At 73.1% G+C, this 11,449-nt stretch carries 10 protein-coding genes; 5 read left to right on the forward strand and 5 right to left on the reverse strand.

The annotated features are described in order from the left end of the window. Positions 1 to 90: 90 nt before the first annotated feature. From ACFVHV_RS41620 to ACFVHV_RS41630, 3 genes are all read right to left on the reverse strand, one after another. Positions 91 to 645 carry a hypothetical protein gene (locus tag ACFVHV_RS41620; protein ID WP_380358782.1) on the reverse strand — a complete coding sequence of 185 codons (555 nt, stop codon included), beginning with the start codon at positions 643 to 645 and terminating at the stop codon, positions 91 to 93. 82 nt (positions 646 to 727) lie between these two features. Continuing rightward, positions 728 to 1,939, reverse strand: coding sequence for a GNAT family N-acetyltransferase (locus tag ACFVHV_RS41625; RefSeq protein ID WP_380358785.1), 1,212 nt, complete (start codon positions 1,937 to 1,939; stop codon positions 728 to 730). Between the two features lie 283 nt (positions 1,940 to 2,222). Next, positions 2,223 to 2,525: a hypothetical protein gene (locus ACFVHV_RS41630; RefSeq protein WP_359915277.1), complete on the reverse strand. Its 303-nt coding sequence runs from the start codon at positions 2,523 to 2,525 to the stop codon at positions 2,223 to 2,225. Positions 2,526 to 2,865: 340 nt separating this feature from the next. On the opposite strand from ACFVHV_RS41630, the gene ACFVHV_RS41635 reads away from it, so the two are divergent. Next, positions 2,866 to 4,185: a hypothetical protein gene (locus ACFVHV_RS41635; protein ID WP_380358788.1), complete on the forward strand. Its 1,320-nt coding sequence runs from the start codon at positions 2,866 to 2,868 to the stop codon at positions 4,183 to 4,185. Here ACFVHV_RS41635 and ACFVHV_RS41640 read toward each other — a convergent pair. Continuing rightward, complete coding sequence (locus tag ACFVHV_RS41640) at positions 4,167 to 4,868, reverse strand: hypothetical protein (RefSeq protein ID WP_380358791.1); 702 nt, start codon at positions 4,866 to 4,868, stop codon at positions 4,167 to 4,169. The genes ACFVHV_RS41635 and ACFVHV_RS41640 overlap by 19 nt on opposite strands. Before the next feature lie 268 nt (positions 4,869 to 5,136). Between ACFVHV_RS41640 and sph the strand changes: the two genes are divergently transcribed. Both sph and ACFVHV_RS41650 read left to right on the forward strand, forming a co-directional pair. After that, the gene (gene sph / locus ACFVHV_RS41645; protein WP_380358793.1) at positions 5,137 to 6,114 is read left to right on the forward strand and encodes a sphingomyelin phosphodiesterase; all 978 of its coding nucleotides are present in this window, start codon (positions 5,137 to 5,139) and stop codon (positions 6,112 to 6,114) included. A 152-nt stretch (positions 6,115 to 6,266) separates the two neighbouring features. Beyond that, positions 6,267 to 7,085: a thioesterase family protein gene (locus ACFVHV_RS41650; protein ID WP_380358796.1), complete on the forward strand. Its 819-nt coding sequence runs from the start codon at positions 6,267 to 6,269 to the stop codon at positions 7,083 to 7,085. A 57-nt stretch (positions 7,086 to 7,142) separates the two neighbouring features. On the opposite strand, the gene ACFVHV_RS41655 is transcribed toward ACFVHV_RS41650, so the two are convergent. Next, positions 7,143 to 8,468, reverse strand: coding sequence for a radical SAM protein (locus ACFVHV_RS41655; RefSeq protein WP_359915267.1), 1,326 nt, complete (start codon positions 8,466 to 8,468; stop codon positions 7,143 to 7,145). 593 nt (positions 8,469 to 9,061) lie between these two features. Between ACFVHV_RS41655 and ACFVHV_RS41660 the strand changes: the two genes are divergently transcribed. Continuing rightward, entirely contained in the window at positions 9,062 to 10,438 is a 1,377-nt protein-coding gene (locus ACFVHV_RS41660) for a family 2 encapsulin nanocompartment cargo protein terpene cyclase (protein ID WP_380358799.1), read from the forward strand. An 87-nt stretch (positions 10,439 to 10,525) separates the two neighbouring features. Next, positions 10,526 to 11,404 carry a geranyl diphosphate 2-C-methyltransferase gene (locus ACFVHV_RS41665; protein ID WP_359915263.1) on the forward strand — a complete coding sequence of 293 codons (879 nt, stop codon included), beginning with the start codon at positions 10,526 to 10,528 and terminating at the stop codon, positions 11,402 to 11,404. Positions 11,405 to 11,449 lie beyond the last annotated feature (45 nt).

Below are 11,449 nucleotides of genomic sequence, written 5' to 3' on the forward strand. Positions count from 1 at the left end.
CCACCCAGGAGCCGGAGCCGACCTCGTGATCCTCGTGATCCTCGTGATCCTCGTGATCCTCGTGATCCTCGTGTTCCGACGGCCGTCGGGCTACCGCAGTTGCGTCAGGACGACGGCGACGAAAGCGGCGCCGAGGGCCAATCCGATCACCGGGACCGACAGCACGTCCCAGAGCCGCGGCCGCGGCTCGACGCGACGGTCCGGGGCGGTGTTCCGTTCCCACCGGTTCATGACCTGCCGGGTGTTCGCCAGGAACTCCGTCGTCGAGTGGTACTTGTCGGTGCCGAGGCCGGGCAGCAGGCGGCTGCGCCCGTTCGTGAGGTGGATCCGCAGCGCGTACGAGTACGAGTCCCCGGCCGGGTAGCGCCGCACCTCGACCCAGCTGATCTGCTGCCAGGAGTAGGTACGGCCGGGCCCGAAGCCCCGGTTGACGGTGATCCCTTCGGCGCCGACCCCGGTCCATGCGCGCAGGGCCACGAGGAGGAACGGGAGGGCGAGCGCCAGGGTCATCGCGACCAGCAGCACCGTGCCGAGGTCGGTGAGTGCGAACAGGCCGAAGGCGGTTTCGAGCACGAGGGCGAGGACCAGGGCGGCGATGCCGGCGGGGCGGATCAGGTCCTTCGCCCGGAAGATCACTTCGTTCACGCCGCGCACCCTATGCCCCGGCCGCCGGGCCTCGAAAGGGGAAGCGGCCGGGGTTCCCGTGAGGGGCGCAGCGGGTCGGACGTCAGGGCAGGTAGTACGTCAGCAGGTCGGCCGTCAGCGGCGGGAACAGCGCCCGGTGCAGCTCCTCGTCCCCGCGCCCGTACACGTCCGGCCGGATGCGGCTCAACCCCTCGATCCCGTAGGGCCCGAAGAGCAGCGCCGCCAGCGCGTCCGGCGCCACGCCCACGCCGCCGGACGCGCCGAGATGCTGCATCGTGCCGCCCGTGACCACCTCGCCCGGCCCCTGCGCGCCGATCGGGACGCGGTAGTGGGCGCGGTAGGTGGAGAGCAGCAGTTCGCCGTCGGCGCGGTCCGGGCCGGCGGCGGTGAGGCGCTGGTGGAACAGGGGTCGCAGCCGGTCGAGCAGCACGGCCGGATCGGGGATGCGGACGTAGTACTGCTCCGCCTCGGGGCGCGGCGTGCGGTCCAGCAGCTCGTGCCAGACGGTGGCCGGCAGGGTGCCCGGCCGGTGCACCACGTGGAGCCGCGCCTCGGGCGCCAACGCCGCCACGCCGGCCAGCAGTTCGCGCGCCGCCCGTTCGTCGGCGGCGGCCGCCTCGGCGAGGTGGAACTCGCCGCCCTCCACGGGGGTGGTGCGGCCCACCGCCACCACCTCGCCGGCGCGTTCGACCACCCGCAGCGTGCTCGCGTCGTGTGCCAGCAGCCAGCGCCAGCGGGCGGGGGCGTGGCCCATCGCGAGGTCGAAGCCGCGCTGCGCCTGCTCCTGGAGCGCGGCCAGGGCGGGCAGGTCGGTGGCCCGGGCGGTGCGCAGCGCGGGCGCGCCGCCCTCGGTGGGCGGGGTGGAGCGCAGCGGCCGCGAGACCGGGATGTCGATGGCGTACTCGTAGCCGAACAGCCGGTAGAAGTACGGGATTCCGATCATCACCTGGACCACGTGCCCGCGGGCGGCGGAGCGTGCGTGCGCCCACCGCATCAGGGCCCGGACCAGGCCGCGGCCTTCGTACTCCTCGTCGGTGGCGACCAGTTCGACCTGCCCGGCGGGCAGCCGGACGTCGCCGAGGCGCAGTTCCTCGTCCAGCAGGGTGGCCGTGGAGACGACCCGGTCGCCGTCGACCACCACCGCGCTGGCCGACCAGCCGGCGTCCGGGTCCTCGACCACCAGGCGGTGGTCGAGTGCGTCCGCCGGGTCGCCGCGCTCGGCGAGCAGGGCGCCGAGCTGCTCCAGGTCCTCCGGACGGGACTCGCGCAGGAGCAGGCCGTCGGGCAGGGGCATGGGGAGGGACAGGGGCATCGGCAGGGGGAGGGGCGGTGACACGGCCAGGAGCGGGCCGTCGGGCCGGGCAAAGGCTTCGTCAACGGTCATTCCCGGACCTTCGCACCGGTGGTCGTCCGTGTCCAACGGGTTTTGCCGACCCGGCGAGCCGGGGCGGGGGAACCCGCCCGATGCGCAGGGGCGTTGCCGGTGCGGGCCGGTGCGGGCCGGTGCGGTGGCCCGCTGGCTCGGGGCAAGGGCCCCTCGCGGCCCGGGCCGCGAGGGGCCGCGAGGAGCCCGGGGCTCAGACGGTGCCGGCGATCCAGCCGATGGTCTCGGTGGTGTGCGGTCCGTCGGACAGCGCGCGGCCGCTGCCCACGAGCTCGTTGATGCGGATCTTGAAGCCGGTGGTGGTGACGTCGGCGATCCGCAGGCCGGGGGTGTCGGGGCCGTTGAAGGTCTGGACGAACGGCACGACGATCACGTTCGCGTCGTTGGGGAAGGGCGTGGGGAAGGTGACCTGGGTGAAGGTCGAGGTGGCTCCACCGGTCAGCTCCGTGGCGCTGGTGGAGTTCAACTGCAGCTTGCCGGTCTGGATCATGCTCATCGCGTCCGCCTTTCGCTCGACTGCCGCCGGTCACGTCCGGTTGACGGCCGTGCGCTCGACGGCCGGGCGCTGCCTCGGTGCGAAGCAACCGTGGGTGGGATGCCCGTATTGGTCCGCGTTTAGCGAGGATGTAGCCGGTTCGGGGTATCTGCTCTCGCCTCCCTTGCCAGGGTGGTGATGCGTCCCGGGAGCCGGTGGATCGGCTCGTGCGGCAGGTGCGCTCCTGTCGTGTGCGGGAGTTGGCGGAATCGTGTCCATCGCGGGGTGGCGGGGTTGACCGTGGCCACGCAGGGCGGTTGGCTCGGCCGGAACGAAGGGGAGCGCAAGGGGAGGGGAGCCCATGAGGACGACGACGGCACGGGTGGTCTGCGCCCTGGCGGCCGCGCTGCTGGTGGGCGCCGGGACACCGGCGGCGCACGCCCGGACCACGCCCGCGTCCGAACCGGCCTCCGCACCGGCGTCCGCGCCCGCGTTCGCGGCGAGGGACGGCGGCACGGTGCGGGTGAACGTGAGCCCGGACGGCACGCCCGCCGACGACTGGTCCGAGCCGCTCGGGCTGAGCGCCGACGGCCGCTACGCGCTGTTCGCCTCGCTGGCCTCCAACCTGGTGCCCGGCGACACCAACCGCCTCTACGACGTCTTCGTCCGCGACCTGTGGACGCGGCACACCGAGCGGGTCAGCCTCGCCGACGGCGGCGCCCAGCTGGACGGTTCCACCGTCCAGGCGGCGATCAGCGGCGACGGCCGGTACGTCGCCTTCAGCAGTGACGCCGTCAACGCCGTTCCCGGGAACGGCGGCGGGCGCACCGACGTCTACGTCCGCGACCGCCTCACCGGCCGGACCGAGCCGGTCACCGCCGGCACCGGCGCCGGGAACTCCGTCAGCCCCGCGATCAGCGCCGACGGCCGGTACGTCGCCTACTCCTCGGACCGCGCCGACCTCGCCCCCGGGGCACGGGCGGGCACCGCCAACGTCTACCTGACGGACCGCTGGACCGGTACCACCCGCCTGGTCACCGCCGGGCAGGGCGGCGCCCCCGCAGACGGCGGCTCGGTGGAGCCCTCGCTCAGCGCCGACGGCCGGACCGTCGCCTTCCGGTCGAAGGCGGCCAACCTGTTGCCGGCCGCCCCGGCCGCGCAGACCGCCCCGGCCGCCCTGAAGCCGCCGCCCACCCGTCAGCTGTTCCCGCTCTACGTCTACGACACCCGCACCGGCCGGATCGAGGGCGCGAGCATCGACCCGAGCGGCACCCTGCGCGACGCCGTGCGGCAGAGCCGGCTGAGCCCCGACGGCCGGTACGCGCTGTTCCGGGTGTTCCAGCCGGACCAGGGCGGCACCCGCGTCCCGCTCTACGCCCGGGACCTGCACACGGGCACGGTGACGGAGGTGGCCCCCGCCGGCGCCCAGTCAGCCGTCATGACGGCGGACAACCGCTGGGTCCACTTCGTCTCGGACGACGCCGGCCTGGTGCCCGGCGACACCAACGGCGTCCCGGACCTCTTCCGGCGGGACCTGCGGACCGGCCGGGTCGAGCGGGTCGCCGAGGCCGTCGGCCCGTCCTTCGCGCCCGCCGTGGACGCGTTCGGCACCACCCTGCTGTTCGGCGCCCTGAACGGCACCGGCTCCGACGTCCTGGTGCGCTACCTGCCGCCCCGCTGACCGGCCGCGGCGCCCGGCTCCCGCAGGGTGCGGCGCGCCGCGACCAGGGTGAGCAGGCCCCACAGGACGGCCAGCACCGCGGTGACGTGGACGCCGCCGCGGCGGAATTCGAGGTCCTCGTCGAGCGGGACCGGCGGCGCCCAGCCCGCCGGGTCGACCAGCACGTTCTCGGTGTCGCCGATGTCGCGCGTGCCCGTGCAGCCGTAGCCGCCGACCTCGGCGTGCGGGAGCGGCCGTCCGTCGGCGCGGCGGATGGCGCAGGTCCAGCTCACCCTGCCGTTCTTGTCCTTGGCGCTGTGGGCCGCGGTGACCACCACCGCGGTCTCCACGCCGCGCTGCGCCATGATCTGGGCGCGGATGCTCGTCGTCGGCAGCACCAGCAGCAGCACGCCGAGCAGGACGGCCGGCCAGATGATCCAGCCGCGGGGCCGGACGAAGCCGAGCGCGACGACTCCCGCCGAGAGCACCAGGAACGCCAGGATGCCGCAGGGCAGCTGGTAGTCCGGGTTGCTGCCCAGTGCCGCCAGTCCGACCATCAGCACCGGGGTGAGTGCCCCGACCAGCCACGCCGTCCGGCGGACCGTTCGCGCCGACAGCTGCGGCTCCGGGCGCCTGCGGACCCGCTTCGGGGGCGGGACCACCCCCTCGGCGAGCGGCCTCTTCCGCTTCTTCCTGCCGGCCATGTCTTCCCCCGTTCGTTCTTTCGTCGCGCTGGGGACAGTCTGACCGCGGTTCCTGACGCGCGGTACGGAGGGGCGGTACGGAGGGGCGGTACGGAGGGGCGGTGCGTGGGGGCGGGCCGTGACCGCCCGTCGGCCCCTCGCCGACGGTGTTACCGACGAGTTCACCGAATGCTCGCCCGATGTCTTGCGGTCCGTGCCGACAGCCAAGTTGGATGAACAACATCCCTCGACCCGACGGGTCCACGACAACGCCCCCCACGGAGGCCCGATGCCCCTGTCGTCCGTCCGCCGCGCCCTCGCCGCCGGCGCCGCCGCCACCGTCCTCGCCGTGCTCGGCGCCGTCCCGGCCTCGGCCGAGACCGCCCCCACGACGGCGCCGCCGCTCGACGTGCTGACCTACAACACGTTCCTGATGAGCACCTCGCTCTACCCCAACTGGGGCCAGCAGTACCGGGCGCAGGCCATCGCCTCGGCGGACTTCTTCCAGGGCCACGACGTGGTCGTGCTGGAGGAGGCCTTCGACAACTCGGCCTCCGACGCGCTGACCGCCAAGGCCTCGGCCGCCTACCCGTACCACACGCCGGTGGTCGGCCGCTCCACCAGCGGCTGGGACGCCACCTCCGGCAGCTACAGCTCCACCACCCCCGAGGACGGCGGCGTCACCCTGCTCAGCAAGTGGCCGATCCTGCGCAAGGAGCAGTACGTCTACAAGGACGCCTGCGGCTCGGACTGGTTCTCCAACAAGGGCTTCGTCTACGCGGTGCTGGACGTCAACGGCCGCCGTACCCACGTGGTCGGCACCCACCTCCAGTCCACCGACTCGGGCTGCGCGAGCGGCCAGGCGGCGGACATCCGGGCCAAGCAGCTCACCGCGATGCGCTCCTTCCTGGACGCCAAGCGGATCCCGGCCGACGAGCCGATCCTGGTCGCGGGCGACCTCAACATCGACTCGCACGGCTCCGAGTGCCAGGCGCTGCTGACCAACGGCAACCTCGCCCCGGCCTCCGCCCGCACCGGCTGGCCGTACTCCTTCGACACCGCCGACAACTCCGTCGCCGCCTACCGCTACCCGGGCGAGCCCAAGGAGGACCTCGACTACGTCCTCTACCGGGCCGACCACGCCCGCCCGCAGGAGTACACCAACCAGGTGGTCCGGGTGCACAGCGCGCCCTGGACGGTGAGCAGTTGGGGCAAGAGCTACACCTACACCGACCTCTCCGACCACTACCCGCTCGCCGCGCACTGACCCTCCGGGTCCTCCGGGGGTGTGGGATGCGTCACCCGTGACGCCCCACCGGCGGTTCGGCCCCTTACGATCCTGAACGCCGAGGTCGGGCGCCGTCGTACCACGGCGGCGCCCGCCCGGCAGCCAGCGATCCGGCCCGAGGAGAAGCGCACGTGACCACCCCCACCGCCGCGCCCGACAGCTACTACCAGCGCACCGGCGAGAACAGCTACAAGCCCACCGCGCAGGCGCAGGGTGCCTGGCACCCCGACGAGCAGCACTTCAGCCCGCTCGGCGGCCTGATCGTGCACGCCATCGACCGCCACCGGGCCGGCCACCAGCGGGCCGACCGCCCCACCGACGGCCTGGCGCTGGCCCGGATCAGCTACGACATACTCGGCCTGATCGCCCTCGACGAGTTCGAGATCACGGTGGAGACCGTCCGCCCCGGGCGCACCATCGAGCTGGTCGAGGCCACCGTGGTGACCGGCGGGCGGGCCGTGGTCCGGGCCCGCGCCTGGTTCCTCGCCGAGCTGGACACCACCGCCGTCGCCGGCACCCACGACCGGCCGCTGCCCGGGCCCGAGGAGTTCGAGCCCTGGACGATGGCCGGGGTGTGGGGCGGCGGCTACATCGCCTCGATCGACGTCCGCCGCCGGGAGACCGCCCCGGGCCGGGCCGCCGCCTGGATCTCCACCCCGGTCGAGCTGGTCGCGGGGGAGCCCAGCGGCCCGCACGCCTCCTTCGTCAAGCTGGTGGACACCGCCAACGGCATCGCGGTGCGGCAGAACCCCACCGAGTGGATGTTCCCCAACACCGACCTGACGATCCACTTCCACCGCCGCCCCGAGGGCCCCTGGACCGGCCTGGACACCAGCGTCAGCTTCGGCCCGGCCGGGCACGGCGTCACCAGTACCGTGCTGCACGACGTCCACGGCCCGCTGGGCCGGGCCGAGCAGATCCTCACCGTCCGCCCGCTGAACGGGAGCTGACGGGCCGGGCGCCGCCGCCCGGACGACGGGCGGCGGCGCCTTCGGGGCGGGCCGTGCTCAGCCCTGCAGCGAGTCCATGAAGGAGCTCACCGAGAAGACCGCCTTGCCCGGGCCCGCCGGGCCGTAGCCGGGCGGGGAGGAGAGGCCGAACTCGTCCAGGGTCGCCCGGTAGGTCTGCAGCAGCCGGATGTGGTACTCCAGCGGCGCGCCCTGCGGGTTGGCCTTGCCGAGCGGGGTGGTGGGCTCGGGGCACCAGGTGGTGAAGCGCGGCACCACGCCGTGGGACATGAAGAAGCGCAGGCCCTCCTCGGTGGAGGCGATCGCCTCGTCCACCGTGGTGAAGCCGAAGGGCTCGGCCATCTCCACGCCCGCGACGAAGTTGGGGATCACGTTCTCCGGGCCGAACACCTCGGTGGAGTCGAGGATCCGGCGGTGCCACTCGTCCCGGCCGACGTAGCGCTCCTTGCCCGGGCAGTAGAGCTCGAACAGCCGCTTGTCCCACACCTCGAAGTTGGGGTGGTAGATCCGCACGCCGTAGTCGTGGAAGCGCTGGACGTCCTCGCGCGGCAGCGCCTGGGCCACCACCTTGCCGATCCAGCGGCCGGGGAAGCGCTCCTCGATGGCCTTGGCGTACTGCCCGTAGAAGTCGGCCTCGTCCCGGCCGCCGACGCGCGAGGTGATCGCCCCGCCGGTGAGGGTGTACGCCTGGGAGGCGCGGGCGGTGTCGTGCTCGTCGATCAGCGCCAGCGCCTCCAGCACCTCCTCGACCGGCTTGACCCCGGTGTACGGGCGGCCGGCGGCCTTGTGCTGGCGCCAGTTGTGGTTGATGTCGCAGTACTGGCACTCCTCCTTGGCGCCGAAGTACTGGCAGACCCGGAACACCGTGAGGTAGATCAGGTAGCCCCACTGGATGGTCGGGGCGACCTCCATCACCGACTTCCCGTTGGCCAGCGTGTGCCGGTAGTAGTCCGGCATCGGCGGCAGGCCGACATCGGCGATCCGCGCACCGTCCAGGTAGAGGCCGAGGGTGCCGTCCTCGCCGGCGCCGACCCGGTAGGGCGAGTCCGGGTTCACCCGCACCGACACCACCGTGCGGCGCAGCCCGTACGGCCCGCCGGTCAGCACGATCTCCTCCGGCGGCCGGTTGAGCGCGGCGGCGCCCAGCTCGGGCAGGGTGCGGTGGTCGAAGGAGAAGATGAAGTACGACTTCGGCTTGACCTCGCCGCCCCCGTCGGCGCCGGCGCTGCCGCTGAGTGCCGACTCGTCGAAGGCCATGCCGCCGCGCAGCAGGTCCTCCTTGATCACCGCCTCCCGGGGCACGTCGGGATAGCGCTCCATGAGCTCCTCGACGAGTGCGGTGCGGCTGCGGGCCTGGCTCTCCATGCGCTGGTCTTCCTTCCTGGCCCCGTCCTCACGGCGCCCAGGCCATTCTGGTCCCCCTTACCGGTGGGGCCGTGCACCGGGCCGGGAGGTGACCGACCGGCCCGGCCCGGTCGCCGTCCGCTACCGCGACGGCGTGCCGGATCCAGCAGCGTGACGGCGGCGGCGAGCAGCTCCTGGTGGTGGCCCGGGACGTCCCGCCCGCCCGGCCGGTGCGGCGCGGTGGCCGCCACGCCGAAGTCCTCCAGCCGGCCACCGGTGCTCGCCCGACCCGTGCAGAACGGTGCCGGTGCCGGCCGCGGAGGGGGGCCACCCGGGGTCGGCCGGCCGGGGACACGGGTGGGCGTCAGTGGGTTGACGCGGGGGCGGGCGGCTCGGGCGGCTCGGGCGGGAGGGTTCGCGGCCAGGGCGGCCCCGGGACCGGTGTGATCAATGCACGACTGCGGCCCGCTCAAACGTCGTCAGCCCGAACGTTCACCCTATCGGGTGAGGAAGATCGTCCGTTGCGATGCGGAACGCGCCTTCGCGCCTACGGTGGTGAACCGAACCGAACGGGACGGGGGCGGAAGCCCGAGTTCCCGTTCGAGGCTGACGGAATGACGATCCGTCATATGCGCGCGACCCCTTCCCAGAGGAGGCTCCATGCCCCTGCGTGCCAGACCGGAGACACCATGCGGGCCCGTGACCGCCCCGGCGGTGGGCCCATGAGCACCCCGGCGATCGACCGGATCCTGCGCGGGCCCAGCGGGCTGGGCACCTCCGGGCTGCAGTTCCGGCCGCAGGTGTCGGCGCCCGAGGTCGAGGCCCCCGAGGCCCCCGCCTCCGAGGTCCCGGTGCCCGAGGTCCCGGAAGCCGCGACCGAGGTCACGGCGGCGACCCCCGGGTTCCGGCTGCCGCCCGTCCACGTCCTGCCCGTTCCGCCCGCCGCGGCCGCGACGACCTCGGCGGCCGCGAGCCCGGCCGCCGAGGCGCCGAGCGGCGGCAAGCCCAAGGCCGGCGACCCCATCCCCGGCCTGTACCACCACCCGATCGCCGAGCCCGACCCGGTGCGGGTGGAGGCGCTCAGCGCGGAGATCAAGGTCTGGGCGATGGAGGAGGTGGAGCTGTACCCGCCGGACTGGGAGAAGGACTTCGACGGCTTCTCCACCGGGCGCTACATGGTGGCCTGCCACCCGGACGCGCCGAGCGTCGACCACCTGATGCTCGCGGCCCGCCTGATGGTGGCCGAGAACGCGGTGGACGACTGCTACTGCGAGGACCTCGGCGGGTCGCCGATCGGCCTGGGCAGCCGCCTGCTGCTCGCGCACACCGCGCTGGACCCGCTGCACACCACGACGGAGTACCACCCGGAGTGGGAGGCCTCGCTGTCGTCGGACGCGCCCCGGCGCGCCTACCACTCGGCGATGGAGTACTTCACCCGGGCCGCCACGCCCTCCCAGTCGGACCGGTTCCGGCACGACATGGCGCGGCTGCACCTCGGGTACCTGGCCGAGGCCGCCTGGGACCAGGCGGACCACGTGCCGGAGGTGTGGGAGTACCTGGCCATGCGCCAGTTCAACAACTTCCGCCCCTGCCCGACGATCACGGACACCGTCGGCGGCTACGAGCTGCCCGCCGAGCTGCACGCGCTGCCCGCGATGCAGCGGGTGATCGCGCTGGCCTCCAACGCCACCACCATCGTCAACGACCTCTACTCGTACATGAAGGAGCTGGCCAGCCCCGGACTGCACCTGAACCTGCCGGTGGTGATCTCCGAGCGCGAGGGCGTCTCCCGCAAGGAGGGCTACCTGAAGGCGGTCGAGGTCCACAACGAACTGATGCTGGCCTTCGAGGCCGAGGCGGCGGCCCTGGCCCTGTCCTGCCCGGTGCCGGCCCTCCCACGGTTCCTGCGCGGTGTGGCCGCGTGGGTGGACGGCAACCACTACTGGCACCAGACCAACACCTACCGCTACACGCTGCCCGACTTCTGGTGACACCGGCCCTTCCGGCGGCGCCACCTCCCACCGGCAGCGAATCCCCTTTGATGACCCACCCCTTGACCATCCACTAGGAGTTGACCCATGTCCGTGACCGACGACATCACCACCCCCGGCAACACCATTCCCGGCCCGGCGACCCCGTACCAGGGCGACATCGCACGCTACTGGGACCACGAGGCCCGTCCGGTCAACCTTCGCCTGGGTGACGTCGACGGCCTCTACCACCACCACTACGGGATCGGGGAGATCGACCGGGCCGCGATCGGCGACCCGGCCGACAGCGAGCGCGAGAAGAAGGTGATCGCCGAGCTGCACCGCCTGGAGTCCGCCCAGGCCGACGTGCTGCTCGACCACCTCGGCGACATCCGCGCCGACCACACCCTGGTCGACGCGGGCTGCGGCCGCGGCGGCTCGATGGTGATGGCCCACCAGCGCTTCGGCTGCCGGGTCGAGGGCCTGACCCTCTCCACCCAGCAGGCCGAGTTCGGCAACAAGCGCGCCGCCGAGCTGGGCATCGGCGACTTCGTCCGCTCCCGGGTCGCCAACATGCTGAACATGCCCGTCGAGACCGGCACGGTCGCGGGCTCCTGGAACAACGAGTCCAGCATGTACGTCGACCTGCACGACCTGTTCGCCGAGCACTCCCGGGTGCTGAGCGTCGGCGGCCGGTACGTGACCATCACGGGCTGCTGGAACCCGCGCTACGGCCAGCCGTCGAAGTGGGTCTCGCAGATCAACGCCCACTTCGAGTGCAACATCCACTCCCGCCGCGAGTACCTGCGGGCGATGGCCGACAACCGTCTGGTGCCGCAGGCCGTCATCGACCTGACCCCGGACACCCTGCCCTACTGGGAGCTGCGCAACACCACCTCGCTGGTGACCGGCATCGAGGAGGCGTTCATCGAGTCCTACAAGGACGGCTCCTTCCAGTACGTGCTGATCGCGGCCGACCGGGTCTGATCGCCCGATCCCGTGGCCTCCGGACGGTGGCCCACGCCTCACGAC

The organism is Kitasatospora sp. NPDC127116, assembly GCF_042677365.1.
In the GTDB taxonomy this organism is placed as follows: Bacteria; Actinomycetota; Actinomycetes; order Streptomycetales; family Streptomycetaceae; genus Kitasatospora; species Kitasatospora lactacystinica.

Bases quoted from the DNA above. Each gene is read 5' to 3' on its own strand.
- ACFVHV_RS41655 (WP_359915267.1), bottom strand. From the start codon at position 8,468: ATGGAGAGCCAGGCCCGCAGCCGCACCGCACTCGTCGAGGAGCTCATG.
- ACFVHV_RS41625 (WP_380358785.1), bottom strand. From the start codon at position 1,939: ATGCCCCTGCCCGACGGCCTGCTCCTGCGCGAGTCCCGTCCGGAGGAC.
- ACFVHV_RS41640 (WP_380358791.1), bottom strand. From the start codon at position 4,868: ATGGCCGGCAGGAAGAAGCGGAAGAGGCCGCTCGCCGAGGGGGTGGTC.
- ACFVHV_RS41635 (WP_380358788.1), top strand. From the start codon at position 2,866: ATGAGGACGACGACGGCACGGGTGGTCTGCGCCCTGGCGGCCGCGCTG.
- ACFVHV_RS41660 (WP_380358799.1), top strand. From the start codon at position 9,062: ATGACGATCCGTCATATGCGCGCGACCCCTTCCCAGAGGAGGCTCCAT.
- sph (WP_380358793.1), top strand. From the start codon at position 5,137: ATGCCCCTGTCGTCCGTCCGCCGCGCCCTCGCCGCCGGCGCCGCCGCC.
- ACFVHV_RS41630 (WP_359915277.1), bottom strand. From the start codon at position 2,525: ATGAGCATGATCCAGACCGGCAAGCTGCAGTTGAACTCCACCAGCGCC.
- ACFVHV_RS41665 (WP_359915263.1), top strand. From the start codon at position 10,526: ATGTCCGTGACCGACGACATCACCACCCCCGGCAACACCATTCCCGGC.